Raw genomic sequence first — 24,991 nt, 5'->3', positions numbered from 1 at the left:
AGTATTGTTTTTACTAAACCAGGTGTGATAATGCAATCCTCCCAGGCGGTTACTTTTACCCTTGTCCAACCCTGCCGATTATACCCTTCAAGTCCTTTAAACTCCATTCCCTTAATCACAACAAGAGGCGTTTGAGGTTTATCAAACTGGCCAACTTCATATGAAATGTTAAATCTTTTATCCTCTGACACGACAATAAGATCTTTTTGTCCATAATCATTTATTTCTTTTTCAACATACCAATAAAAAGTTCTTCCACTATGAATTAACTTCCTTCTACCTTTCCGATTCATTCCCATAAGTTATAGACACCTCTTTTTTGGATAACAATTAAAAGCCTCTCCACCCGTTTCACTTCCTGTTTCAAATTTGAAGTGATAATACACTTAGTTTACCATTTGCCACAAGATACTGGATGTAGAAAATGCTTATAGTTAAGCTATCCTGGCCGATACTTGAATGAACAAAAAGAGGAGCTGCCGCGAGGTAAGCTCCTTCACTATCGTGTCCCGTTAGCTTAACATCAGTTTGTTCCGATAAAATAAAGATCCGCAATATTTTGCTTATGCTTATCGGTCTATATTCTTGTTACTCAACAGGTAGTATAAATAAACTATAAATAACGCCAACGAAATTATTCCGTCTCACTGGCGCAATTTGAGTTCTAATAGTTAATATTCGTTTTGTTTACTTCATTGAAATGATCCACGAGAGAACGATACTTTTCAGTTTCATTCACACGCCAATCAATTAGTCCCTTTACGTCTTCAAATATGTACGGCTTTACCCAGAAAGGAATCTGTTCATAGGTTATCTCATTATCTGGTAGATGTTCGTAAAATGAAACGCCAGCGGAATTCCACAAGTCTTTGGCGCGTTGATTGTAGCACCACTCTACGTAACCGTATATGTCCGCTAATTTTTCAGTATTATTTTGTTTATGTAGATCAGGCAACCTATGAATTAACTCGTACATTACTTCGTAAATCGAGAAGTCGCGATGTTCGAATTTGATACCGAATAACTCGATCGCTTTCCTGCGCCAAACTGCCACTTAAAACACCTCATTACGATCGAGATTTCACTCTTACTGACTTCCTACTTTATATTGACCCTGTAATTCTACTAATGCGTAATCTCCAACAGCATGAGGAACATCCACACTTACAACTAAAGAGTTCGATGTTACATAGAAAGTATTATAGGCCCATTGTTCCCTTAATCCCTTGATTAGTGTTTGATCATCCGTATTTTTGATTACCAAAATTAGATCATTTTTGTCCATTCCGTCTTTGACCGCTTCGTTTATAACTGCTGTTGATTGCTTAATCTTTTGTGCAAGTTTTGTGTCTATAGTTGTGAAATCAGAAAGTTTTAATTTAGTCATATTCTTTAGATCTATGGTTACAGAATAAATTACGTCATTGGGATGAGCAGCACCCGCAATATTTGAATATCCTGTGTAAACGACGCTTAGCAAATCAGTACTACTCACTGTAACCTGATATTTCAAATCTAGAGTAAGTACATCCTGATGCGTGTCATCTTGGTAAAACTTAATAGGCGCTTCAACCTCACTTTTCAAAACATCATTTTTAATCAAATCGTTAATAGTTTTTTCCTTGGAATTATCCCCCAATCCCTGGATTTGAGGGTATTGAACCTTAATATTGTCTTGAGAGTAGGTTGTAGTTGTGATCGTATATGTTTGGTTTTTTGTACCTTCTGTCACACTTGTTGTTTGTTTTTGATCTACCGAGCTTATTGTCTGTGATGTTGTTGTCGGAGTGGGTGTCATTGATCCGGAGGATGCAATTGGTGTATCTGTTACATCACGAGTCGCAGTGGCAACTGCAGTAGGAGTACTTAACTGTTGAGTAGTTGGTAGCTCTACTGTGTTATCCTTATTACAACCAATTAGTAAAATCGTTATTGAGAAAATGAACATAATGGTAATCGTTTTTCTCAAAATTAGACCTCCAAATATTTTTCATGTAGTGGTTCGTTCTACTCTCAGGTTCAATTGCCACTTCAAAGGTAACTACCCCAATAGTACCATATATTGTAACTAAACTCCCTTTACTTTAATGAAAAGAGGGAGCAGCTGCCGCGTGAACTGCTCCCTCTTTATTTAGCTATCGTTCCACACCAAAATTGACAAGCTACATTTACCCCAAAATACGGTTCTCCCATGAACAGATATTGATGTGATCGGTATTCAAAACATCTAATACATCCTGACAAAAGAGTCTAAGTTCGTCGATCTCTTGATCTTTTCTTTTCAAGATTATCTTTGCTTCTATCTCATTTTCCTTAGAAAAATCAATGCTCACCAGTTTAAACGGCTTGATATATTTGCCTTTTGAGGGGAATGTCCATCCATCAAAAAAACTTCCCAGTAATTTTTTGTTAATTTGATCGATAGCCTTATTACACTTAATGCAAACTAATATTTGGGTACCTTTGCTTATACTAACAGTAAAAGGGCTGTATAATTTATCGATGTCATCCCAAACGACTGCCATTTCAAAATACCTCCATTAGTATTTACACATAGCTACTGCAGAAACAGCTACCTATTGGTTGAGAAATGGCAGCAGATCACTGAACGGCTGCCTGACTTCATCCTGAATTGATTAAGGTCTCGTTCGCCGTTTAGCGGAAACGCGTTAAGATGGGTATAGTTTTTTACATACTTCACAATATCCCTCTTCGTTTAGATAAAGCGGTTTGAAATACTTCCGTATGTATTTATCATTCCATCGAAGGTGCGGAACCGCATACTCGGGATGTATATGTTCAGGTAAATCAGGTTTGTATCCAACCTGCTCACAAGCTTTACACTTATTCATCCATTTCCACAAAGCTGGGTACCTTCTTAAGTAATCCATTCCCTCGTCATTTTTATATTTCAACGATATTTTATCCCCCCTTTTAGATCGTTGCTGGCCTCAACATTCCTATTGTGTTAAAGTTCCCGTTAGCGGAATCTCCTTTGTACTATCGGTACTGGTTCGGATCATATGGCTTAAAAATCGGTTGCTGATTTTTAAAATACCATTCAACAACTCTATCTGTTAACTCATCATAAACGTCGTCCTCTAAATAAGGATTATTGTATTTCCTAAGCCTCTTGATGTTACTTCTAATTTTAGTTTTCTGAAGCATATTAAACACTCCCGAATCGCACAGAGTTATTTCCAAGTAATCACAAAACATATCAAAGCACTTATCCCAATTGCCATTTCCGTTTCTTTGAGCCTCATCCCTTAATTTCTCTATTGCTCTTATTAGTTCGCCCTGTACCGTCTCTGATTGACCTTGCTTTGGCACATAGGTTTTCCATAAATGCTTAGCCTCTTCGAAATATTTCACAAGAAGTTACCTCATTTTTTTTGTTTTATTGTGGTAATGGAAATATTTTACCACAAATTATGTTAATGTATTGCGTTAAACTCCCTCTATGGAGAAACACTTTGCTCTTAAATACTCTCGTTTTCTCAGTTTTTGACCTTCTATACTTTTTAGCAGATAACAATCCAATGGTATGAAGTTGTAGAGGAAGAAATTTATGGATATGCTGAGGGGCAAAAGACTCTCTACTTAAACCACCCGCTGTAAAAAACGGATGTTATGGTAATGTATGGTTGCACCTTTGGATCTCCACATGACTCATGGTGGTCAACCCTCCCACATCTCACAGAGTCTACGCTCCCACATTCCTTCATTCAACCTGTCCATGAGGTGGAGGTCAGATATGCTGCCCGACAGGATCTTTGTCCGTAAGTTTAGTGCCTTTCCGACTCATCCGTGCTTCTTGTTGTTATCTTTTCTGCCTAGGTCATCATCATATAAAAGCGAAAATTAAGCTGCTTGTGGTATCTCCGTAAATCGAGGGATATCCTGGATCATTTTTTCTTCACTAAACTCATGGCCCTTCTGCAAGATACCAAAAAGGATGCGTATGAGCTTGTTACATAACGCGATGAGAGACTGCATCTTTTTTAATGGATTCACAGGTCGTTTGGTGTAATACTCGTGCAGGGCTCGAAAGGCTGTATTTTTAGCGACAAGTGGCATCATTACTCTAAATAGCAAAGCACGAAGCCGTTTCCTGCCCCTCTTTGTGATCCTTGTTTGTCCTGTGTGTGTGCCGGGTGAATTTGTTTTCAAGTTCAGTCCAGCGAGCTTCGTGATCTGCTTTGGATGTCGGTATTGGTCAATGTCTCCTACTTCGGCTAGAAAGCCAGCGATGGTATCCCGGCCAATTCCTTGCATGGCCAACACTTGCTTTACATGAGGGATCTGCGCTAGCAGTTCATCTAACTTTACTTCCAATTCCTTAAGTTGGTTCTGAAGCCATTCGTACTGTGTCAGCAACAACTTTAGTTCCATTTTAGCCAACTCAGAACCTTGCCTGATGCCAACAGAACAGCCGGCTGCTGCCTTCAGATTCTGTATTCGACCTAGACCAAGCCCACGCTTTGCAGCTTCTCTTAAATGCTGCAGCAATGTCTCGTCTGGCACAGAAACAAGCTCATGCGGCAGTAGATTAAGGCTTAGCATTTGGATAGCAGATTTGCACTCCCAGTCCTTAAATACCGTCAGAAACTCTGGGAAATACCGATCTAACCAATTATGGACACGTGCTTGTACAACACAAAGGTCAGTTGTTAGGTGCTCGCGAATTTTCATGGCTTCCCTCAGTTCGGCATAAACACCTTGAGGAAGGCTCGGTACAGCGTATCTCCCGTCTTTGACCAACTGTGCGATCACTTTTGCGTCCTTTATGTCATTCTTTGTTGGGGAATTGTCATCTAATTCTTTACTTTTCTTTACGTGTAGTGGATTCACTACGCCGTATTTTACCTGCTCTTCTTTAAGAAAATGGGCGAGGTTGAGCCAGTAGTGACCCGTTGGTTCCATACCAACTATGACGTCATTGAATCCTTGTTCCGCCGTAATCTTCCTAAACCAGCTCACAAATAGTTCAAAGCCTTCTCGATTGTTTTCAAACGTAAGTGGCTTCCCGAACTCGACCCCGCGGAAGTCTTGAGCTCTCGCCACGTGTCTAAATTTTGCGATGTCTACTCCGATAATTAAAGTAGAAAAAGTAATTTGATTAATTCGTTCATTTTGAGTAGAATGCATGTTGTAGTCTCCTTGGTTTTGTTTTTGGATCCGACGCTGGCCAGCATCAGGGACCCATAAACATCATACCAAGGAGTCTTTTTATTTCTCAAACCTCGTATTTCCTCATAATAGGAATGCTGCCCGTTAGCGGGGAAAAGGCAGCCGTTTAATGTCGGCTGCCTTCATTAGTAATTTATTAAGCTATAGTGTCCCGTTAGCGTAATCAAGTATGGGCACGAGTTCCATTAATGAGAACCAATCAAGTCCTAATAATTTCTTCTGAGTTCATTTGCTCAAACTTTTTCATCTTATTTACTACCTCTAACCCTGATCCGAACACAATATCATCATGATTAATGCATAATAACCACTCGTACTTTTTTGAAATTAAATAATATTCCCTTAGATGCATAAGTTCAGGAATAACATTCTTTATTATAAAATTTGTATCTCCTTCATATAGCCACATTTTATCTTTGTAATCCTCTACAATAAACCAAACCCTATCATCATTAACAAAGTACTTTAAATATCTATTAGAAGTGTCAACCATTCTCAACACATATTGTGGATCTTTAAGACGCTGCCAACCCCAATGTAAACTATTTGTATAATGTTGTTTTTGAATGAAACTCTCCTCGATTTTTTGGACTACTGGTTTCCACAAATTCTTATCTACTTCAGTAAAGAATTCATGACTTTTTTTTGATTTTATTAGTTCTTCAATCTCATCTCGTATTGATAAGTGATCCATTGCGAAACCATCTCCGTTTGACATCTTTTACTATACAATACCACATTGAATCTTTATTTTTTAGGATCAATTATTACGCTAAACTGCCTCCGTTACTTCAATAGAACCAGGGAGCAGCTGCCGCGGCAATCTGCTCCCTGATTTGTTTAACTAACGTTATCCGTTAAATGGTATAATGGGGGCAACAATCGTACAGGAGGAAAACCGAACTATGTACAAGACCATTATTTTTGATGTTGACGGAACACTGATTAATACGGAAGAAGCCGTTTTGGGTTCACTTCAAAAAATGTTGAGAACAGATTACAACAAAGAAGTTGAACTCTCCGAACTGTCATTTGTACTAGGAATTCCAGGTTCTGTTTCTTTACCCCAACTAGGCATTGAAAATATTGATAAGGCTAATGAAAGATGGAACTACTTTATGAAGGATTTCTATCCTTCCATTCATGTTTTTGATGAGATTAACAATCTGTTGGATACGTTAAACAATAAAGGTTTAATCCAAGGTATTGTCACTTCTAAGACGACAGAAGAACTAAACGATGATTTCGTTCCATTTGGCCTAATGAAATTTCTATCATACATAGTTTGTGCAGATGATACTAAGAAACATAAACCTAATCCAGAACCCATTCTAAAATTTTTGGAGATTTCAAAAACGGAACCTGCATCTTCCATTTATATTGGAGATACGATCTATGATTTTGAATGTGCGCGCGATGCCGGTGTGGATTTTGGTTTGGCTTTATGGGGATGTAAGGACCATGAACAAATACCTGCAAAATATAAGTTTGAAAAACCATCGGATTTACTCCATATTTTAAGCCTTCCATTTCCCTCTTGAATTTATATGAGCCATATACTCAAACGCTGTTGTTCCGTATACGCTTTTAAAGTGTTTATTTAAATGGGTTAAATCAACAAAACCGCATGCAGCTACTGCCGTATAAATATCTCTATTTTGTTCAATTAATTGTTTGGCACGTTCGATTTTGCAGTTCAGAAAGTATTGGTAAGGTGAGATTCCGGTATGAGCCTTGAATAATCGGATAAACTGAAATTTCGATAAATGAAGCTCTTTACAGATTTCATCAAGCTTAAGTACATGTTCTAAGTTGGCTTGAAGCATCTCCTTAGCTTTTCTAATTAACGCGTTATCTTTTTTGTCATGTGCAGAAAGGTTGGTTTGAATAAGGCTGTCTGTGAGGGATAAAAGCAATTCACTGCACAACGTCTCATCTTTTTCGTTTAATATAGCATGAGAAAGACTTAATATTCGTTGTTCAAGTTTTCGATTATAAACAATAGGATCAGAAAAACGTATGAGATCATTTTTCTCTACAGCCTCTAAAAGCATTTGCGGCTCAATATACAGCATGACATAATCAAGACCTTCCTTATCATGTGCCATTCCGTCATGAGCCTGTTCCGGATTAAAAAGCATAATGCCATTTTGATAAGATAATTGTAAAACTGCCGTCCAGGTTATAATGTTGAATACCACGTAATGTTACACCTATGGCATACTCCTTGTGGGAGTGCTTTTTATACTTAAATTCAGTCATGCTTGCTGACAATGCCGTAATCCCTGCCGACTTTTTATAGACAAATTTCTCCATTTCAATCACCTCTACATAAGCTGACTATATCCAGATCATGATCGCAGCATAAACTAAAAATAAGGTCATCAGTACATTAACAATCTTATCATGCTTACGTAAAAAATCCTTGAAGATTGTACCGAAGAGAACCCAGGTCGTAAAAGCTGCAAGTCCAATCAGAGTTATAGCTATAATACTTGTCGCCACCGCAGGGACCGCATTATAGTTGGGCAAAATAAAACTTGGAATTACCGTCATTGAAAAGAGGATAACTTTTGGATTTAAAAACTGCATCAGGAAGCCTGACATTAAGGTAGCCGGTTGGTTTACGGTTGGTTTTGACATGTCTTTCTTGTATATTTGATAAGCTAGATAGAACATGTACATGCTCCCGATGATCTGCATGACAACTAATATCTTCGGTATAATCGTGACAAGTATTGTATTTAACGCAGCAGAAATAACAAGTAATAAACCAAATCCAATCGTTGCTCCATACGAATATTTCATTGCTTTTTTTGCCCCAAAATTGTGCACGGTAGACAATATGACGATATTCGTAGGACCCGGAGTAAAAGTGGCAATCATACAGTAAATCAAAAAAGATGTAATATTCATGAGAACGCTCCTTTCAAGCTATTCTCATATCCTACATCTTAAAATGAAATGCCATATAGTACATTATTGCAGATGTAGACCTTCATCCACTATAAATGCTTTTTACTTGTTACTTTTACAGTAAAGATGCTCAATAATATGGTAAGAATTACATATGTCCAAAATCCATGAATTTCAAATCCCGGTAAATACTTATCAAGAAGCCATAACTTTATTGGTGTCAAGACAAGTGAAGCTGCCACTAACAATGGAGTTGTTAAACAACCAATCCCGATTACTATGGACAGCATTGAAATTGTTAATAAAAGACCATAAATGAAACTGATAACAAACATAAGCACTGTTGCAAATATCAATGTTTTTGTATCCGAGATGGATATGTACGGATTGAAGTATTGACTCCCACACCAAAAAACAAGAAATGTGACCAGTAAGTTAAGTATGTTTCTCAAATACAGTCCTCCTTGCTATCTATTGATATTAAATACTATATGAAAATTTCTTTCGTCACATGATTATTTCTCCTTCCCTTCAATCCAACATGTAGACTCGCCACTCGCTGCTGTTTGGCTGCTTTCGAACACAGACCGCCATCGTTCCAATGGCTGAATCGTCTTTTGCATCCGTTTGATATTTAAGCCCCACGCATAACTGATCCTGGTTAGCATCATTTGATGGTTGAAATGCTCTGACAAAAGTATAACGGTGCTTTTTCATTTGCTCTATCCACAAGATTGGCGCCCCCTCCTCCATCAGCTCATCGACTTTCTGCTCATCTTGAGCTAACCAGTTGTCGGCAAAGCGTTTTATTGTATCAAGAGCCGCTTGATTAGAATGGAATCGTAGGATGGATGCCGTTTCGAAAAGATGCCAGTTTGCACCGTTGTCGTTTGTTTCGTAACAAACCGTTTCCGAGCCCTGTTCCTTGATATAATCCACCCTTACCGTTCCAATCCCATCCGCACCAAGTTCTGCTGGATATGCTATTCCAACTTGAAAGTCTCTCTTATGAGGAAACTCTTGCACTTTCCAAGACTCCCCACCGTCCGTTGTACGATAAAAGGGAACCACACCCTTCTCCTTGTAGGAGGAAGTTATAAATCCAGATCCATCCTCCAGCATCATGATTGAAGTGACATCCCCATTGATATCGGAAGTTAAGTCGCCAATGTAGGTCCATGTTGCCCCGCTGTCTTGTGATCGGTACAGTGTTTTGTAGCTAATATTCCCTGTTGGCTCCGATTGCAGCATAACCCAAGAGGCTCCGTCTTGATGAAACGATGCAAAGACATGATCTTGATCCACAGTAGCCTCCCATGCCTGCTCTGTTGGAAGGTGAGTGAAGCTCCAATTTACTCCACGTGTATCAGTTCGATAGACTTGGAGCGTCTCCCTGTTGTTGGAAGTCATCGAACGGTCAATCGTCCAACCGGTTAGATCGCCTTCATGATAAAAATAAATTCTATTTCCGCTTGTTATAGGCATGGGAAATCCCTCCAAAACGACGACTGGAGCAGGCACAGAATCAACCATTTCTTCAGGTGCCATGGATGCGAGAGTTTGCTGCTTAGTTGAAGTATTTTCTGCCATTGAATTATCACACGCTGCAACAAGTATGGTAACGAGTATTATGGTTAGGATAATTAACTGTTTTTTCGATTCCTTTTTGTTCCCCATGCCCATCAAGATTTTTCACCTCGTTTTATCATACTAATCTGTCCGTTTACTTCCATAAACAATGGTGAACATAAAGTTAACGGAAATCAGTGTCATCTTCGATTACTCCAATTGATAGACCTAGCTTTTCAAATGGAAGTTCAAATAGGTCTAGTTCGTAATAAAGGATTTCTTCACTTGTTGCTTCATCGAGCATAATTTCATCTAAAAAACGAGGTAATTCAATGTATGTAATATCAAAAAACATGATATCTATATTTTTGGGGTTTTCCTTGCTTTTTGGGCTACGAATAAGAAGTTCTCCATGACTCACCCTGTAAAACCAAAATTGAAATTTTCTGTCTTTAATCTCTTGCAAATTTTCACTCTCCGCTCCCAGATATCTATTTCAATATGTTTATTCAATCACATCCAAACGAACTGTACTATCTAGTCCCCAGCATAATACCATTATCGCTAAAGCTTTCACTGGGGTAAATACGCACTAAATCGGAAATAAAGTATTAGAATTGCCATTAGCCATACCAGCAATTCCCCCCACCAACTCTTAGGTCGGTGAGACACTACAGCTTCTGTATCCCGGTCCCAAGTTGTCGTTCCAAGATTGTGTTTCAGTTGTTGGTAGCCGCTCAAATTAAAAATCATTGAAATAATCGGAAGACCTGCGCCTTGCCCTCGCCACCATACGAGTAAACTTCGCCTAAGAGCTTTACTAAAACTCAGTCTTTGGCCCTCCAAATTACGTATCTTTATACCAAAAATCCACTTGCCTACTGTGGTTCCCCACAATTTTAGTAAGACTGCCTCATAAGGGATGGAGACAATAAGAACAGCAATCCCCAGAATAATACTTCCAAAGCCGGTACTCATGAAATCCATCGGGATAAAGAACATGAGAATACCGAATAGGAAGCCTAAAATTAACATATCAAAACTTCTTGCCCAATATCTGGCCCATGGCCGTACGCCTACTTTAGCTGTGTTCTCGAATTGTAGCTCTGCAAAGGTTTCGGCTGCATTCCATACCGAATCATTCCGCTTGACATTTGTAATGCGTTTCAGTTCTCCACTTTGAATCAAATTATTCATTTCTTTCGTTGTGAAAGGGCCATTTTCATGATCTCCCTTTTTATATAACCATCTTTCTTTTTCTTCTACCATTTAGAACCCCCATATAAAATCGCATCTCGCACATACAAAGGCCATCGATCCACCGATAGCCTTGTTTTGGTCGGTTATTGTGTGGCATTTAGGGTTGTGTATTAACCTACGACTTCTAGTTTATCGCCTAAGAGGCCTATCAGTCGTGGAAGTACTGTGTCCTTAAAATGCATTTTTTTACTGGCCGTAATGTAGAGAACCATACCGTCATGTTCCTCTCCATGTTCTTCGGTATAATCTAGAAAGTAGTTAAAATTTTCAACGGTCGTGTTCCTGGTCACGATCGCACAGGTAAACCACCAATCAGTTAGATCAAAAGACCTCAGAATTTCTTCTTTCGTGTTAGCTCGATACCACAATATGTTTTTTAAATTAACGGGTCTGTCATTAGAGAGAGGCCAGGTAGAGGTGGTATCGACTAAACGGTGATTCACAAACGATTGAGTTTTCTCGTCGCGATCCTCAAGGGCGTAGATAGTTTGCATTTCGTGCACGGTTGTGCCGATTTTTCTTATTAACTCCTCATTCAACTCAGTGAAAGGGGTTTCCTTAAACTGAGTCATCAGTTCATCCAGTAAAGCCATATTGGATTTCGGCTCGCACTTAGGCTCATAATGATGCCAGAGTACTTCCTTCACCTTTTGGGCTATTGCTTGATCGGGGTCATGGATTATTCCAAAGTGGAAAGAGCACGCTGATTCTTGAATAAAGTAGTCTTTATGTGGATCCAATTCTGTATCCCAATTTGCATACGAAAAAAGAATATCCTCATTCGGGTTTTGAAATGCCAGAATTACCTCCGCCATTGTGTCATAAACACTTGGACCATACCCCAAATCATAACCTTGCTCCAAGCGAAATGGAGAAGTGTTCACAATGAGCTTCAAGACCTTTCCTCCCTTAAATCAAATGAAAGCATTAATATCTTAACACACCATGTTGAAGAAAACTGCCTATTAACGTAATAAAGGCCACCGATATACGGCAGCCTCGTCCTGAGTGTTCATTCAACTATCGTTCTGCGTTTAGCTTAATTTAGTAACGTGCAATCACTTTCTTTAATGAACATTTTAACTGTTCCCCGATGGTTAAAACATCATATTCAGAAATATCTATCGACAGGTTCAATATTTCTATTGAAAATCGAGCAAAGCCAGCCTCCCAGTTATAATTTAGTTCATTTAGTGTTGTCTTCTGATTACAACATGGAGTTATGGATGTGAGTTCATGAAATGAACTTTCTGAAGCTTTCTCCATTCTGTCTTGCCACCATTTAATCTCAATCTCACTAGAACAAAAAGGACATTTAATATCTTCAAAATTTTCTCCCTGATCTATGAATCGCACTTCATCGGTAATAATAATTTGTGCATTATACTGTTGTATCCATTCATGGATCATTTCAATGCATTTCGCAGTTGGGACATATTCTGGATTAGTTGGAATTAAACTAATAACTGTGGCAGACATCTTATCTCCACACCTTTCTTCCTGTATTCTGATTTGAAATACAGGATATATTCAAGACAATCACCTCGTAATCCTTCCCGTTAGGTGAGCGAAAGGCTGCCTATCGTGCCGGCAGCCTCCCATTACTGTGTATTGAACAAACGTTCCCCCGCTAAATTAACCTTCTTCCCAGTGAAATCCATGCGTTATTTAGCCTCAAAATTGGAATAATTGCCACCTGGCAAAGAAACAAGTAAAAAATCATTATATCCTTGCAATTGCCACCCTTCAAAGTAGGAGCTGTCATGGAATAATTCAAGATATATATCCTTATCAAATTCAACAATTAAATCCGAAATAAATTCAAAATGATAAACATTAGTGATTTTTTTACCTTCTAAAAATTGTCTTACTGTAGAGTATGAATACTTATTGGGTGCAGAAACACAATCACTTCTCCCTACAGCCACTTCTAACTGCCTAATTCGCCAAGGACATTCAATCATTAGCCAACCACTCTCAAATATTATTCTGAATGATAAATCTGGCTCTATGGGTACATCAGTTACTTTCTGACCAACAAAATATGAAAAATTTATATTGCTTTGTTGTCTGAACATTTTGTTCCCCATTCTTATAAAATTTCTCTTTTGTAAATCTTATATTTGCATTTTCTCCACTTCTTCGCATAATAGCGACAGCCTACTTTGCAATTTCAAAGCCCTCAAGTTTAAACGAAGGATTACACCAGGACGTAGCTTGACTAAATCATCAATGAATGTTTTATAAAGTTCTAGTGCTTCCCTGTCCAATCGCTTATCCCCCATCGATGTTCAACGCTAGTCAAACAAGTCACCAATTAATTTTCTTTTTCATTAAATAACCACCAATAAACACTAACAGAGCCGCGCAAACATATGGCAAAATGTCTATCCAACTATACCTGTTCCCTGCATATTCACCGCCATAAGTTGCTTTAATATACAACCCCTTATCGTCTTTTATAGCAATTGCTTTATTTATTTCAACCCCAATAATTTCGTAATATCCAGTTCCTACTGGATAGCGATTGGAAAAGTTTCCAGAGTAAGTACCTTCTTGATCGGAATATCTTGTAACCCTGCCTATTTTCGAACCAATTTCCTTCGGGTCTAAATGTTCTTCTGATATAACGTATATTTTTCCGTCATTAACAACAAACATATGTGCCCAATCTGCTGAAACATTACCGGTAAATAAAGCAGAAGAAATTAATAAAGCAAAAAACAAGCTTATGGCAAGTCGCATTTTCGCCTCCAACAAATTCAATATCTTTATACATGTTGGACGATTTTATTCAGAAATGGTTGCGTTCTTTATGACGGCTTCATTATCCTTCACGAGGGCTCTGGGCTTTGCTTTAAATAAAATCAAACCGCAGATTAACACAGCCACCCCTATTGCTTTTTGAAACGTAAAAGGAACCTTATCTAGCCCGAACCAGCCTGCGGAATCCCACCATAATGCACATAGTAGCTGAGAGGCCATGACGATCGAAATCGCATAGCTTGGCCCCAGCAGTCTCACTCCGTTGACAACGCATGTTACGACGCCAATCCCCAGCAAACCGCTAAACCAAAACCAGGGTTGCATAGGTTTCATCGTAAAAAAACCAACGCCGTCAAATATTAATCCCATACTGAGAGAAGCAAGGAAGCCCATACCGAGCACAAGAGCCGTCGTAGAATGAGATCTCGCGGCTACATTTACTTTACTGTTGAACATATTTTGAACACTTATTAAGGAGCCTGCCGCCAAAGCCATTAAAATGCCCCATATCATAACTTCCTCTCCCCATTCTCGTAAATATTTCTGCCGGCTACATCTGTTAGCCCTTTCCGATCTTTCACAATCAGTGTTTTTTTGCTCCGCTCAACCAGTCCTGACTGACTGAATCCCTGAAGAACCCGGTTCAAATGTCTGTAACTCGTCCCTATTAGGTTCGCTGTATCTTTCAAACTCGTCATGCTTACACCTGAAAAGGCCCCATTCTCGTCCTCCGTTGAAATAGACAAGAGATAACTGGCGATCCTGACTTCTACTGGATAGAGAAGGTTATAACTAAGGGATATCGATTTCAGATAAAATTTGTCGGTCACCATGTCAAGCAAAAACCGTAGAAACGATACTTCACCTTCATATTGGCTTAACCAACGTTTATGAAAGCCTATCGTCTCTACAGGGGACACCGCGGTCACTGTATTAAGGTTTTCCTTCCGTCTCAAACATTCTATTTCCCCAATTACTCCCAACGGGGTAGTAAAATTAATTAGTAAAGTTTTACCTTCCGTTGAGGTTGTATACACTTTAACCTTTCCTTGCACAATAAAATGGATATATTGGGGCTCTTCACCTTGGAGGCACAAGGCCTCATCCGATTCAAAACGGTATAGGGCCAGATGCTGCCGCAATCCCTCAGGCAAAACATGTTCCAAGCCATATTGACTGAGATATTGTTTGATCCGATCCGTGTCCTTAATCTCTTTCATAGCAATCCCCCTCCCTTACCAGGCATTCTATTCTTTATTGTGTTAAAAATAAAATACCAATAACCATTAACCCGACTCCGACCCATTGTGAGGTTCGCAAGCGAAGTGGGACGGAGCCGAACCAACCGATCTTCTCCAATATTAAGGTTACTGTGATTTGAGAAATCAGAACTGCCGATACGGTTAACGCTGCACCATTTAAGTGAAACGCCGTTATATTGCTAAACAGGATAAAAGCTGCAAAAGCCCCGCCGAACAGGTATGCCGGCTTCACCCGCCTAAAATTCTTCCATGACTTATCCCTGACCAGCCAAACGAGTAGTAGTGCTGCAACAAATCCGGTACCCTGAGTAAGAGCAGCTGCCTGCCAGGTTCCGATACTTTCTCCGATGGTCGCATTAGCCGCCCCTTGTAAAGTCAGGAACGCGCCGCCCAAACAAGCGTAAATGACCCCTTTCATCTCCTATGTTCCTCCCTTCGTCTTCAACGCTCACTTTAATTTAACGATAAGTCCAAGCAGTGGTAAAGGACATATGTCCCATTTTCAAATTCGTTGTCATTTCATCGGTTTGTTCCAGGAAATTAGATAACGGTAATAGAAGCGGCGTCGGATAATTGCTCCTGGAAGCACCTCATGTACCGCTTGGCGGATCTCGGTGAATGACTCTTTCGGATCTGCAATCCGAACACCCGGATCTTGCATCCCGCCATGTAGCCGGTCCATGACACGGATTGGGAGTACAAGAAGACCGGAGATGACGTAATCCATAAAAGATTTGTCGGCTGCTAAACCGACTATGAGGAGTCGCCCGCCATGTGCGAGAACTTGGCTCATTTTTAACAATGCGCTTCTCAATTCCATATGATGCAAAGTCGCTACACAGACGATCGTAGAATAACATTCCTCTTGAGAAGGAACAGGCATGGTGAGGAAGTCGCCGGTTACAAGCGATACATTGGGTGTTGCAGCAAGTCGCGTTTGCGCGTGCTCAATAGCTTTAGGATCAGGATCGATACCGATAACCTCCTGGACGAAAGGCGCGAGACGTTGAATCAGTAATCCGTCGCCACACCCGATGTCGAGCACTCGTCCGCCGCGCACCTTTGCATTTTCCACTAACTCTTCGTGAAATACCGTATTGTGATTCCAATATTCCTTCATGGCTGTTCACTCCCCTATTTTTTCGATCGTCGTGCCTCTTCGTATAGACACTTTCATCCTGAATAAGGTTTCGTCCGAATAAAAATATATGTGTTGACTTAAACCATGGTTTAAGTCGTATCATAGTCCTGTCGACAGGAAAAGATACAATTTGGAGGACTCCAGATGAAATATTGCTCCATTAGCGAAGCTTCAGCCAAAGACAATTGGAATTATTTCAATAAAGAAATCACAACGAACATTGAAGCACCTATTCATCTATCTCTGCGGCGCTTCATTCCTTTACAATGAGTCTAAGACTCCAACTTTCCGATACGTCTGTAGAAGTAATCGAAGTTGCTCCCCCGGCCGTGAACACAAATTTAGGCGGTACGGGGCTGCATACCCTTGGAGAACCATTAGACGCCTTCACACATGGAATTTTCATAGGATTAGAAGAGGGGAAAACGGAAATTGGATATGGCACTTCTGTGAATCGCTTGCGAATGTCACGAGATGACATCGACGAATACGCAGCAAATATGTATAAGGCAACGAAAAGCACCATAGAATAACTAGGCTTACGGGAAGGTGCTGCTTGGCATCTTCCCTTCCATATTGCTCTCACTCCCCATGGAACGCAAAAAAATTGCCGCATCTCCAGCTTTTAGGCCAAGATAACGGCAATTTTATTTCCTCCTTTTTCAGTTTTCCAAAGTTGTTCAAGCAGGATCACGATCATCGTGCCTACAAGCAGTCCATTGCTGAATACATATTGCATAATAGACGGAAGTCCCTGGAAGATGGTCGAGGGCAGAAACATAAGTCCAATACTAATCAGCAGTGTGATACCCAAAATAGTCAGTCGGCGTTGATCCAGTGTTTCCCTCAGAATAGACTGAAAAGCGATTCCGATCATTTGGACAAAGGATGCCAGCAAAGCTGCCGTGGCGATTGGTCCTGGCAGCAATGCCAGAAAGTTCACAAGAACCGGAACTAATGAAATACCCGATAAAGCCAAACAAGCTACAAGGAACGGACGAACCCGGGTCTGTTCGGTCAATCGAATAAAGCCCGCGGAAACCGGTAACGGAACGAGTCCGATCGTTGAAAACAAAGCACATAGCATATGAGAAATTCCGCCCGCTATCCCGCCCCGGTTCAGCGTTTCTTTCAATGTTCTCGGAGTTTCCGGCACGACTTGGCTGACAGCCGAAACTGCAGCAATCGTATTGGAGACTAAAATAAACGTAAACAGAATCGCTGTGATCACAATGCCCGCATTAAATTGCGGAATACCCCAAGCAAAAATTTCCGGCAGCTTAACCCAAGACCCGTTCGCGCTGCTCACACCCGAGCTTTTACCAAACAAAGCATACAACAGCCACCCGGATAAAATCCCGATCAACACCGCATAATTTTTGATCCATCCTTTGCCTCTGACAGATAGCAAGATGACGAGAATAAAGACTCCAAACGATATCGCTGCGGTTCCATAATCGGGCAGGGAGGCTTCCCCGTGTAAAGCCATCATTCCTTTCATGAAAACACCGCTAAGTTGAAGCGCTAAGATCAAAAGAAAGGAACCGGTAACCAGAGGGGTGAACAGGAAGAGCAGCCGATGGAAATAACCGCTCAAGCCGAGAATGAGGAGCAGCAGACCTGCAATAATGAATCCACCCTCCAAAATTTGCAGCGTTCCCTTCAGGCTTTGCCCCTGTCTGACAGCTACGTCAGCTAAAATTACAAACACACTGACCCATGAACCTGCGGGGCCATCCGCAATCGGATACCGGTGCCCCAGCCATCCTTGGATGAAGGAACTCAAGCCAACGACCAAGAATGTTCGCTGCATCAACGCCGATATTTCCTCGATCGACAAGTGAAAAATGCCGCCGATCACGATCGGTAGTGCGAGAGAATTGGCCAGCAGGAAAATAAACCATTGAAATGTGCTTAAGCTGCCGTAGAACCGGCGATTTTGTGTTTCCATTTACCCCACCAAAGTCTCTCCGCTTTTATTTTACAGTAACATCGTTTAGCATCAGATAACCAATCGGATTCAACGAGAATCCTTTTACATTTTTAGACGTTGCTGCCACATGATCAATCGTACGAATCGGAATCAACGGACTATCTTTCATTTCGATTTCTTGCGCTTTAGCATAGATGGCTTTACGTTTCTCTACGTCTTTTTCGCGGCGGCCATCCTCGATCAGCTTATCCACTTCCGGATTGGTATAGAAAGCCAGGTTGCCTTTGCTGCCGTGGGAAGAGCTGTGGAACACATTGTACTGATTATAATCCGCATCGCCCGTCGCGTTCCCCCAACCGCCGATAAACATGCTGTGTTCGCCTTTGCCGGTTACATCCAGATACGCACCGTACTCCATCACCTTAATTTCGAGATCAATGCCAATCCCTTTCAACTGAGATTGAATCACTTCCGCCAGATTGATGCGTTCTTTTCTGTCATCTGTAACAATCGACGTTTTAAAGCCATTCGGGAAGCCAGCCTCGGCAAGCAATTCCTTCGCTTTATTGATGTTGTAATCGTACTCGCCCAATTTAGGATTAAAGCCTATCATCTTAGGGGAAAGAGCTGAGATCGCTTTGCTGCCCACGCCGTTATAGACACCTTTGATAATAGAATCCTTTTCAATGGCATAGGAGAATGCCTGACGAACGCGAGCATCATCGAACGGTTTCTTCTTTACATTAAACCCAATGTATTCGACCCCAAGCCCTTCGGTGCGAGCCAGCGTCATGGACGTTGAATTTTGCACACGGTTCAATTCGGTTACAGGCAATTGATCACTGATCTGAACCTCTCCCGATTCCACCATAGCGACCCGCGTAGTATCTTCCGGTACTACTTTGTAAACTACCTTATCTACCTTCGGAATCTCTCCCCAGTAGCTGTCATTTTTCACAAAGACCATCTCTTGTCCTGGCGTCCAGGACTGGAATTTGAACGGACCCGTTCCAATCGGATTTTTTGACAGCTTGTCACCTTTTTCCGCAATCGCTTTCGGGCTAAGGATACTGCCTTCATTGCTGGCAAGTATGGACAGAATCGGGGCATACGGATAGGACAGAATGAATTGTACGGTATAGTCATCCACAGCCTTCACTTCTTTGACCATGGAGAAATTGCTTGCTCTTGGCGAATTTACTTTTGGATCGAGAGCACGCTCCATCGTCTTCTGGACCGCTTCGGCCGTGAACGGCGTTCCATCGTGGAAGGTCACGCCCTTGCGCAGCTTGAACTCCCAAGTTAAGTCATCTACCTGTTTCCATGCTTCTGCTAGAGCAGGCTTGTACTCCATATTCTTATCCGTCATGAGCAAACCTTCGTAAACCTTACCAAAAATGTAATTGGCTGAAGGAATGTTGGTTATAAATTGAGGATCCAGGTTGTTCGCATCCGCCTTTCTTGCGATGGTGAGCGTTCCGCCTGCTTTTGAAGCCTCCGCAGCTTTCCCATTATCTGCTGTCGAATCCGGTGAAGAAGAGCATCCGGCCAACACGGTCATACCTACAAGAGACATTGCGAGAACTCCGCCGAGAATAAAATTCCTTTTCATAGTAAACCCTCCTGTTTCGATCATGTTGATGTAGCAGTTTATGTGCTTTATAAAGCATTATAGAAAATAATAGCCAAAGCACCTTCCACATTCTTTACGTTTCTTTACAATATCTTTACTACTTTCGTTATGCAAACAAAGCTATAACGAAGAAAGCGTTAACATTTTATATTCATGCAAAATCCCCTTTACAAGTGAATGATCTTCTTATTTAGATAATAAATAATTTTCAGATTATTTAATTTCATAATCTTTACTTGTATTTATATAATCTTTACTTCTTTTCATGGAATAAATAAAAAATGGCGGTGCTCAGGATGATCTCCCTGCATCGCCATTTCCTGTATTCGGTCCATTATTCGTTATGGTACTAAATACCAGTGCTGATTGTGGCCGCCATTATCATACCATTGAATGGCTTGCCCCCCATCGGATGTCGATTGTCCCGACATATCCAACAACTTGCCGCTGCCTCGGTTTTTAATTTTCACGAGGTCTTTTTCGCCTGTCTGGATAATTTCCCATTCTTGATTCCACCCGTAATTGTTTGGCCATTGAATAACATTGGCCCCATCGGATGAAGATGCTCCACTGACATCCAATAAATCTCCGCTGCCTACGTTTCTGATACGACAATATCCGTTCCCTAAATAATCGAGATACCATTTTTGATAATCTGCTTCTACATTCGTGAATTGTTGAATAAGCGCACCGTCCGCTTGTTTATTTCCTCCGCTGACTGACAGCGCCTTTAAGCTGTTTTCATTAATAAGTCTCAGAGCAACCGGCATTCCAAATGCGTACGACGTCGAAGTTGCTGCGAATGACGATGTAGATACAACTAACACAAATACCAACACCGCTATCATTCCGTACCTAATTAGAGATTGTTTCATGAAAACACACTCCTTTTTTAATTAACTTGCGGCCTATGGGATTTAAAAACGAGTTTTATGTATTACATTTTAATCACCTCCTAATAATTATCCAGGAAGCCTATATTTGGAAATGATTTATCCTTATCCTACACTAGAGAGATCACTCATTTCATTGATATTTTCAGGGTATTTCTTACTAGCATGACAAATATGATCATGGATTGACTGCCTCAAGGGTCCTTTAACGCAGAGCCATATCAAAAAAAAGGCACAGCCCCCTCCCGAATGAGAGGTAAGCTATGCCTTTGGTTACTACAACGAACCGGAAACGATGTTCCCGCGATACAGCACCGCTTGACGCTCGGCTCTTCGCGCTACCGCTTCCGCTGAACAGCCCGCATGAACGAGCACCGCACTTGCTTCATCGCCAACGGCCGGCCAGACGCGGACGCCCTCGGCGGAAAGCGGAAGCTTGCCGCCTGTAATAAAGCCGAGCGCCTCCGCAAGCGAGCGCTCGTCACTCCAGCGGAACCGCTCCGCCAGACGTCCGACTCTTTCCAAGCTGTCCCCTTGGCCGAATGGGGACCAGTGATCGGTGATGCTATCGTCGCCCAGCGACACGGAGACGCCCTTTTGCTTCAGGAGCGGAATCGGGATCGTCGCTCTGTTAATTGGCACCGTAGAGGTGATCGCGATACCGAGCTGAGCAAACATGTCAGCCACCTCGCTTTGCAGCTCTACGGGTACGTCGGCCAGACCGAGGGCATGACTAACGGTTACGCGCCCCTGCCAACCCGCTTCCTCGGTTAGTGCGGCAAGCCTTTTGAAGGTGAATATGCCTAAATGACCGGGGTCGTGAATGTGGACATCAACGTCAGCATCAGCCTCTACAGCCAGCTCCATAATCGTATGGAGCGATTTCTCGATGTTGAGATCGACCGTGGCCGGATCTACGCCGCCCATGGAAGTCGCTCCCATGCGCAGCGCCTCACGGGCCATTTCTACAACGTTGCTGCGCAGCAGACCGTGCTGCGGGAAGGCTACGATTTCGCCGGACAGCTTGCCTGCATAAGTTTCAAAAGCTTGCAGGGTCGCTTCAAGATTTTTCAAGCCGATATAGGGATCAATGTTGCAATGGCTTCGGACATGGGTCGTGCCGTTTTTCTGCAACAGCCCAAGCATCGCTTCCGCCCGCTCCCTCGCTGTCGGCAGCAGCTGAGTAAGCAGCGTCTCTTCTTCCTTTAAGCGAGTAAAAATATTCACCGGTGGTGAACAAGCTTTCCACGGCCCTCCGTAATACGTTTTGTCGATGTGAATATGCATATCGCGGAAAGCCGGAAGCAGAAGCAGGTTCTTAGCATCTTGCTGAGACAGATCGCTGTCTAAAGTTGTGTCTGCAGAAACAATTTGTGTAATCTTCCCCTCCTCAATGAGGAGATGACAGATTTCCGTCTCCGTTCCAGCGATTCTTCCATTCTCGTAGCGATAGCCACTCTCCAAACAGACGTTAGTTAGCCAATATGTCGATGTCATGCTCATGTTGGTTACACCCTTTCCCCCTGCCAAATTTGCAATCTTTTACAGCAACTCAGGATCAAAACGTTTCTCATCCACATAAGCTCTGGCATGCCCCCAGAAATATTTGGTCGGTTCCATATACTTCTGCAGCCCAGCGCGCTCAATCGTCCGCTTTGCTTCTTCATTCGCTTCATCAAGCGCCGTCAGCTCGTCGACTGTGAGTACTTTGCGGTCTTCCATCACGATTTTCCCATTTACAATAACGTTGTCTACATCGCTCGCCACCGCTTGATGGACCAAACGATGCACATACATATATTCAGGCGTCAAATGTGGCTGGCGCATGTTGACCGTAATCACATCCGCTTTTTTGCCTGCTTCCAACGAGCCTAGTTCATCATCCCAACCTACACAGCGCGCCGCATCGATCGTGACCATCTCAAGCAGCTTCCCGGCCGGCAAATAGTAGTAATCTTTCAGTGCCGCCTGATGGATCATCTGCGTTTTGCGCATCGCTTGAAACATGTCAAAGCTGGCTGCCGGAGAGGTACCGTCCGTGGAAATAGCTACAGTTGCGCCCATCTCCATCAATTCGGTAATTGGCGTCCGCGCATTTACTTGTCCGAATCCTGGAGCAGAGCTAACATTGGTGCCTGTTTCCGCCAAAATTCTGGCTTCGTCAAATGAAATGCCACGGCAATGCTGCAGGTGCACATCTGGACCAAGCAGCGCGTTTTCTTTATCTTGAATCGCCAGATGAATCATGCCTCCGAAAGCATCCGAGTGAATCCGCGTCTTGTATTTTCGGGCGATCTCGCGAATTTTTTTCGCTTGATAACGATCATGATCGGTTAAGCCGTACAATTGGTCCGGCGGAGTCGGGGCTGAAGGATTTACGGAAGTCACGATAACAAAAGGCGTAATAAAAGCACGAATGTGATCGTCATGCGCATGATGGAGCGCTTCAATTACCGACTCGGCACCCTGCAGCACCTCTTCGTAAGTCACTTCTCTCGTTACCCGTTTCCCATCCACCCAGCGGCTGAACGAATGCGGCCATGGCGGGTTGCAAGGACCCGTGCAGACAATTTCCCGTATGCCGACTTCGGAGTAAGCTTTGGCATGATTTAGTGCAAAGATTGGATCATCGGAACGAGGCATGGAGCCAAGCACACAGGCACCTGTCGTGATCCCTGCTTTTAAGCGTTCAAGCGCATTCAGCTTACCTTCGTAATACCAAAACTCATCCGTTACAAAGTGCTTATACGTATGCGTCATGATCGGCATCCAGAAGCTGATGTTGTCCATAGCGATCGTCTTGAACATGGAGTGACCGCCATGACCATGGACGTCAATCAGCCCGGGCAATACACAGTGATGATTGCAATCTATCGTTTTCTTCGCCTCATATTTCGCAAGCAATTGCTCAGTGTCAGCAACCTCCAGAATTCTTCCCTCGTGGATCGCGACAGCTCCGTTCTCGAGAATGCGCCGTTCTTGATCCATAGTAATCACGACTCCATGGACGAGTAATAAATCGATCATAGCTGAAGTCCTCCTGCCACCAATGTTCCCCGGTAGAAGACAGCCTTGCGTTCAGCTCTCCTCGCGACAGCCTCCGCCGAGGAAGTAGCATCCACTAGGACCACGCTCGCTTCATCTCCAACCTTTGGCCATACGCGGTTGCCATCTCTATCCAGCGGTGTCTTGCCTCCCGTAATGAAACCAAGCGATTGTGACAAGGAATACTCGTCAATCCAGCGGAAGCGTTCCGCTAAACGACCAGCTCGTTCCAGGATGTCCCCGTTGCCGAAAGGCTGCCAAGTATCGAAGATATTATCGCAGCCCGCAGCAACAGCCACCCCTTTCTCATGCAAAAGCGGAACCGGCGGCAGCGTTCTGCTGTGGGGTGCGCTTGTAATGATCGTAATGCCTGCCTCGGCTAAAATGGCTGACAACTCTGCCGCCTCACCGGCAGGCACTTCGCCCAGCCCGAACGCGTGGCTGATCGCCACTCTTCCTTGCAAGCCCGCTTCCATCGTAAGCGCTGCCAAGCGTCTCATTGTAAAAGTGCCCAAATAATCCGGGTCATGCAGATGTAAATCGACGCCCGCATTAGCTTCAACCGCCAGCTCCATCATCTGCTGCAAAGAGGCTTCGATATCCCCGTCCACCGTTGCGGGATCGACGCCGCCGATCAGCGTAGCGCCTTCGCGAAGGGCTGCTCGAACCAACTCCTTGGACTTGGATCGCAGCAATCCATGCTGCGGGAAAGCTACAATTTCGTAAGAGAGTTTCCCCTCATACTGGTCTAACGCCATTTGCACAGCTTCCAAGTTATGCAGCCCTGCGTCCGGATAAATATCCACATGTGTCCGCACTTCCGTCGAACCTGCACTTAATAGCGTAGCCAGCAAGTTTTCGGCTCTCTCCTTGGTCGAAGTCGGCAGTGTAGGGAGTATCCGTTTTTCCAGTTCGCAGCGTTCCACAAGATTGGCTACGGGTGTGACTGCACGCCACGTTTCCCCGATCAACGTCTTATCCAAATGAACATGTTTCTCAATAAATGATGGCAGCAAAAGCAGGTTCTTTCCGTCTTGCTTCGGAAGATCCGTTTCTAACGGACTATCAGCAGCAACGATTTCACGGATGATACCGCCCTCTATACGTAGATGGCAGATTTCAGTCTCTGTCCCGGAGATCACGCCATTGTCATACAAATAGCCGCTCTCCTGACGAACATTGGTTAACCAATAAGATGAACTCACGAATTGCTCACCCTTCCTCTTCCAAAAATTTGGTGTAATTTGCTTGTACTCCCTCAATTATAAAGAATATTCTGTGTTTTATTTTCACAATCTTTACTTCTATTTAAGGTATCTTTACAAGTTGCCCAAAGCTTATTTACTTCGCCCTTTTTTCTGATAACTTTAACTTAACAAA

Annotated in this window: 27 protein-coding genes and 2 pseudogenes; 2 read left to right on the top strand and 27 right to left on the bottom strand. The window is 42.5% G+C overall.

Annotated elements, in window-relative coordinates; genetic code table 11:
• From GC097_RS33800 to GC097_RS33770, 7 genes are all read right to left on the bottom strand, one after another.
• The coding region (locus tag GC097_RS33800; RefSeq protein WP_171687646.1) for a hypothetical protein at positions 1-299 on the bottom strand (299 nt) is incomplete at its 3' end.
• 365 nt (positions 300-664) lie between these two features.
• Positions 665-1,054, bottom strand: a complete 390-nt coding sequence (locus tag GC097_RS33795; protein ID WP_171687645.1) for a DUF7674 family protein — start codon at positions 1,052-1,054, stop codon at positions 665-667.
• Positions 1,055-1,087: 33 nt separating this feature from the next.
• Positions 1,088-1,969, bottom strand: coding sequence for a PdaC/SigV domain-containing protein (locus tag GC097_RS33790; RefSeq protein WP_171687644.1), 882 nt, complete (start codon positions 1,967-1,969; stop codon positions 1,088-1,090).
• A 199-nt stretch (positions 1,970-2,168) separates the two neighbouring features.
• Positions 2,169-2,525 (bottom strand): hypothetical protein, encoded by a 357-nt coding sequence (locus tag GC097_RS33785; RefSeq protein ID WP_171687643.1) that lies wholly within the window; start codon positions 2,523-2,525, stop codon positions 2,169-2,171.
• Between the two features lie 475 nt (positions 2,526-3,000).
• Positions 3,001-3,375, bottom strand: a complete 375-nt coding sequence (locus tag GC097_RS33780) for a hypothetical protein (RefSeq protein WP_171687642.1) — start codon at positions 3,373-3,375, stop codon at positions 3,001-3,003.
• A gap of 489 nt (positions 3,376-3,864) precedes the next feature.
• Positions 3,865-5,151, bottom strand: a complete 1,287-nt coding sequence (locus tag GC097_RS33775) for an IS110 family RNA-guided transposase (protein WP_171687641.1) — start codon at positions 5,149-5,151, stop codon at positions 3,865-3,867.
• Positions 5,152-5,392: 241 nt separating this feature from the next.
• A complete protein-coding gene (locus tag GC097_RS33770; protein ID WP_171687640.1) occupies positions 5,393-5,911 on the bottom strand; it encodes a DUF6756 family protein in 519 nt (172 codons plus the stop codon).
• Positions 5,912-6,098: 187 nt separating this feature from the next.
• Between GC097_RS33770 and GC097_RS33765 the strand changes: the two genes are divergently transcribed.
• The gene (locus GC097_RS33765; RefSeq protein WP_171687639.1) at positions 6,099-6,734 is read left to right on the top strand and encodes an HAD family hydrolase; all 636 of its coding nucleotides are present in this window, start codon (positions 6,099-6,101) and stop codon (positions 6,732-6,734) included.
• Here GC097_RS33765 and GC097_RS33760 read toward each other — a convergent pair.
• The 14 genes and pseudogenes from GC097_RS33760 to GC097_RS33695 all read right to left on the bottom strand — a co-directional run bounded on the left by GC097_RS33760 (position 6,711) and on the right by GC097_RS33695 (position 16,086).
• Positions 6,711-7,509: pseudogene (locus tag GC097_RS33760) on the bottom strand (helix-turn-helix domain-containing protein). The gene GC097_RS33765 and the pseudogene GC097_RS33760 sit on opposite strands and share 24 nt — an antisense overlap.
• A gap of 24 nt (positions 7,510-7,533) precedes the next feature.
• Entirely contained in the window at positions 7,534-8,109 is a 576-nt protein-coding gene (locus GC097_RS33755) for a LysE family translocator (protein ID WP_171687638.1), read from the bottom strand.
• Between the two features lie 89 nt (positions 8,110-8,198).
• Positions 8,199-8,561 (bottom strand): phage holin family protein, encoded by a 363-nt coding sequence (locus GC097_RS35400; protein ID WP_171687637.1) that lies wholly within the window; start codon positions 8,559-8,561, stop codon positions 8,199-8,201.
• Positions 8,562-8,640: 79 nt separating this feature from the next.
• Positions 8,641-9,792 carry a WD40/YVTN/BNR-like repeat-containing protein gene (locus GC097_RS33745; protein ID WP_171687636.1) on the bottom strand — a complete coding sequence of 384 codons (1,152 nt, stop codon included), beginning with the start codon at positions 9,790-9,792 and terminating at the stop codon, positions 8,641-8,643.
• A gap of 70 nt (positions 9,793-9,862) precedes the next feature.
• A complete protein-coding gene (locus GC097_RS33740; protein ID WP_171687635.1) occupies positions 9,863-10,144 on the bottom strand; it encodes a hypothetical protein in 282 nt (93 codons plus the stop codon).
• 107 nt (positions 10,145-10,251) lie between these two features.
• Positions 10,252-10,947 (bottom strand): RDD family protein, encoded by a 696-nt coding sequence (locus tag GC097_RS33735; protein ID WP_171687634.1) that lies wholly within the window; start codon positions 10,945-10,947, stop codon positions 10,252-10,254.
• Positions 10,948-11,048: 101 nt separating this feature from the next.
• Positions 11,049-11,834: a hypothetical protein gene (locus tag GC097_RS33730; RefSeq protein WP_171687633.1), complete on the bottom strand. Its 786-nt coding sequence runs from the start codon at positions 11,832-11,834 to the stop codon at positions 11,049-11,051.
• 148 nt (positions 11,835-11,982) lie between these two features.
• A complete protein-coding gene (locus tag GC097_RS33725; RefSeq protein WP_171687632.1) occupies positions 11,983-12,417 on the bottom strand; it encodes a hypothetical protein in 435 nt (144 codons plus the stop codon).
• A 185-nt stretch (positions 12,418-12,602) separates the two neighbouring features.
• Positions 12,603-13,016, bottom strand: a complete 414-nt coding sequence (locus GC097_RS33720; protein WP_171687631.1) for a hypothetical protein — start codon at positions 13,014-13,016, stop codon at positions 12,603-12,605.
• A 232-nt stretch (positions 13,017-13,248) separates the two neighbouring features.
• On the bottom strand, positions 13,249-13,683 hold the full coding sequence (locus GC097_RS33715) for a hypothetical protein (RefSeq protein ID WP_246294604.1): 435 nt from the start codon (positions 13,681-13,683) through the stop codon (positions 13,249-13,251).
• 45 nt (positions 13,684-13,728) lie between these two features.
• Entirely contained in the window at positions 13,729-14,217 is a 489-nt protein-coding gene (locus tag GC097_RS33710; RefSeq protein ID WP_171687630.1) for a DMT family transporter, read from the bottom strand.
• A complete protein-coding gene (locus GC097_RS33705) occupies positions 14,214-14,924 on the bottom strand; it encodes a Crp/Fnr family transcriptional regulator (protein ID WP_171687629.1) in 711 nt (236 codons plus the stop codon). Before GC097_RS33705 ends, GC097_RS33710 begins: the two co-directional genes overlap by 4 nt.
• A 34-nt stretch (positions 14,925-14,958) precedes the next feature.
• Positions 14,959-15,384 (bottom strand): DMT family transporter, encoded by a 426-nt coding sequence (locus tag GC097_RS33700; protein WP_171687628.1) that lies wholly within the window; start codon positions 15,382-15,384, stop codon positions 14,959-14,961.
• Between the two features lie 96 nt (positions 15,385-15,480).
• Positions 15,481-16,086, bottom strand: a complete 606-nt coding sequence (locus tag GC097_RS33695) for a class I SAM-dependent methyltransferase (RefSeq protein WP_171687627.1) — start codon at positions 16,084-16,086, stop codon at positions 15,481-15,483.
• 156 nt (positions 16,087-16,242) lie between these two features.
• Here GC097_RS33695 and GC097_RS33690 point away from each other — a divergent pair.
• Positions 16,243-16,640: pseudogene (locus GC097_RS33690) on the top strand (short-chain dehydrogenase); the annotation flags it as partial.
• A 92-nt stretch (positions 16,641-16,732) separates the two neighbouring features.
• Here GC097_RS33690 and GC097_RS33685 read toward each other — a convergent pair.
• The 6 genes from GC097_RS33685 to GC097_RS33660 form a co-directional block, all read right to left on the bottom strand.
• Positions 16,733-18,058 carry a purine/pyrimidine permease gene (locus GC097_RS33685; protein WP_171687626.1) on the bottom strand — a complete coding sequence of 442 codons (1,326 nt, stop codon included), beginning with the start codon at positions 18,056-18,058 and terminating at the stop codon, positions 16,733-16,735.
• 25 nt (positions 18,059-18,083) lie between these two features.
• Entirely contained in the window at positions 18,084-19,652 is a 1,569-nt protein-coding gene (locus tag GC097_RS33680; RefSeq protein WP_171687625.1) for a glutathione ABC transporter substrate-binding protein, read from the bottom strand.
• Between the two features lie 362 nt (positions 19,653-20,014).
• A complete protein-coding gene (locus tag GC097_RS33675; RefSeq protein ID WP_171687624.1) occupies positions 20,015-20,548 on the bottom strand; it encodes an RICIN domain-containing protein in 534 nt (177 codons plus the stop codon).
• A 294-nt stretch (positions 20,549-20,842) separates the two neighbouring features.
• Positions 20,843-22,069, bottom strand: coding sequence for an amidohydrolase family protein (locus tag GC097_RS33670; protein WP_171687623.1), 1,227 nt, complete (start codon positions 22,067-22,069; stop codon positions 20,843-20,845).
• Between the two features lie 39 nt (positions 22,070-22,108).
• Positions 22,109-23,593, bottom strand: coding sequence for an amidohydrolase family protein (locus tag GC097_RS33665; protein WP_171687622.1), 1,485 nt, complete (start codon positions 23,591-23,593; stop codon positions 22,109-22,111).
• Entirely contained in the window at positions 23,590-24,816 is a 1,227-nt protein-coding gene (locus tag GC097_RS33660; protein WP_171687621.1) for an amidohydrolase, read from the bottom strand. Before GC097_RS33660 ends, GC097_RS33665 begins: the two co-directional genes overlap by 4 nt.
• Positions 24,817-24,991: the final 175 nt, after the last annotated feature.

This window comes from Paenibacillus planticolens (genome assembly GCF_013141725.1).
Taxonomy (GTDB): domain Bacteria; phylum Bacillota; class Bacilli; order Paenibacillales; family NBRC-103111; genus Paenibacillus_E; species Paenibacillus_E planticolens.
This window is presented reverse-complemented; position numbering and strand designations above follow the sequence as displayed.

What these genes read in the sequence shown, in the direction of transcription:
- GC097_RS33775 (WP_171687641.1), bottom strand. Translation starts at nt 5,151, where the DNA reads ATGCATTCTACTCAAAATGAACGAATTAATCAAATTACTTTTTCTACT.
- GC097_RS33695 (WP_171687627.1), bottom strand. Translation starts at nt 16,086, where the DNA reads ATGAAGGAATATTGGAATCACAATACGGTATTTCACGAAGAGTTAGTG.
- GC097_RS33770 (WP_171687640.1), bottom strand. Translation starts at nt 5,911, where the DNA reads ATGTCAAACGGAGATGGTTTCGCAATGGATCACTTATCAATACGAGAT.
- GC097_RS33680 (WP_171687625.1), bottom strand. Translation starts at nt 19,652, where the DNA reads ATGAAAAGGAATTTTATTCTCGGCGGAGTTCTCGCAATGTCTCTTGTA.
- GC097_RS33670 (WP_171687623.1), bottom strand. Translation starts at nt 22,069, where the DNA reads ATGAGCATGACATCGACATATTGGCTAACTAACGTCTGTTTGGAGAGT.
- GC097_RS33745 (WP_171687636.1), bottom strand. Translation starts at nt 9,792, where the DNA reads ATGGGCATGGGGAACAAAAAGGAATCGAAAAAACAGTTAATTATCCTA.
- GC097_RS33785 (WP_171687643.1), bottom strand. Translation starts at nt 2,525, where the DNA reads ATGGCAGTCGTTTGGGATGACATCGATAAATTATACAGCCCTTTTACT.
- GC097_RS33685 (WP_171687626.1), bottom strand. Translation starts at nt 18,058, where the DNA reads ATGGAAACACAAAATCGCCGGTTCTACGGCAGCTTAAGCACATTTCAA.
- GC097_RS33675 (WP_171687624.1), bottom strand. Translation starts at nt 20,548, where the DNA reads ATGAAACAATCTCTAATTAGGTACGGAATGATAGCGGTGTTGGTATTT.
- GC097_RS33765 (WP_171687639.1), top strand. Translation starts at nt 6,099, where the DNA reads ATGTACAAGACCATTATTTTTGATGTTGACGGAACACTGATTAATACG.
- GC097_RS33725 (WP_171687632.1), bottom strand. Translation starts at nt 12,417, where the DNA reads ATGTCTGCCACAGTTATTAGTTTAATTCCAACTAATCCAGAATATGTC.
- GC097_RS33700 (WP_171687628.1), bottom strand. Translation starts at nt 15,384, where the DNA reads ATGAAAGGGGTCATTTACGCTTGTTTGGGCGGCGCGTTCCTGACTTTA.
- GC097_RS33720 (WP_171687631.1), bottom strand. Translation starts at nt 13,016, where the DNA reads ATGTTCAGACAACAAAGCAATATAAATTTTTCATATTTTGTTGGTCAG.
- GC097_RS33735 (WP_171687634.1), bottom strand. Translation starts at nt 10,947, where the DNA reads ATGGTAGAAGAAAAAGAAAGATGGTTATATAAAAAGGGAGATCATGAA.
- GC097_RS33705 (WP_171687629.1), bottom strand. Translation starts at nt 14,924, where the DNA reads ATGAAAGAGATTAAGGACACGGATCGGATCAAACAATATCTCAGTCAA.
- GC097_RS33755 (WP_171687638.1), bottom strand. Translation starts at nt 8,109, where the DNA reads ATGAATATTACATCTTTTTTGATTTACTGTATGATTGCCACTTTTACT.
- GC097_RS33710 (WP_171687630.1), bottom strand. Translation starts at nt 14,217, where the DNA reads ATGATATGGGGCATTTTAATGGCTTTGGCGGCAGGCTCCTTAATAAGT.
- GC097_RS33715 (WP_246294604.1), bottom strand. Translation starts at nt 13,683, where the DNA reads ATGCGACTTGCCATAAGCTTGTTTTTTGCTTTATTAATTTCTTCTGCT.
- GC097_RS33665 (WP_171687622.1), bottom strand. Translation starts at nt 23,593, where the DNA reads ATGATCGATTTATTACTCGTCCATGGAGTCGTGATTACTATGGATCAA.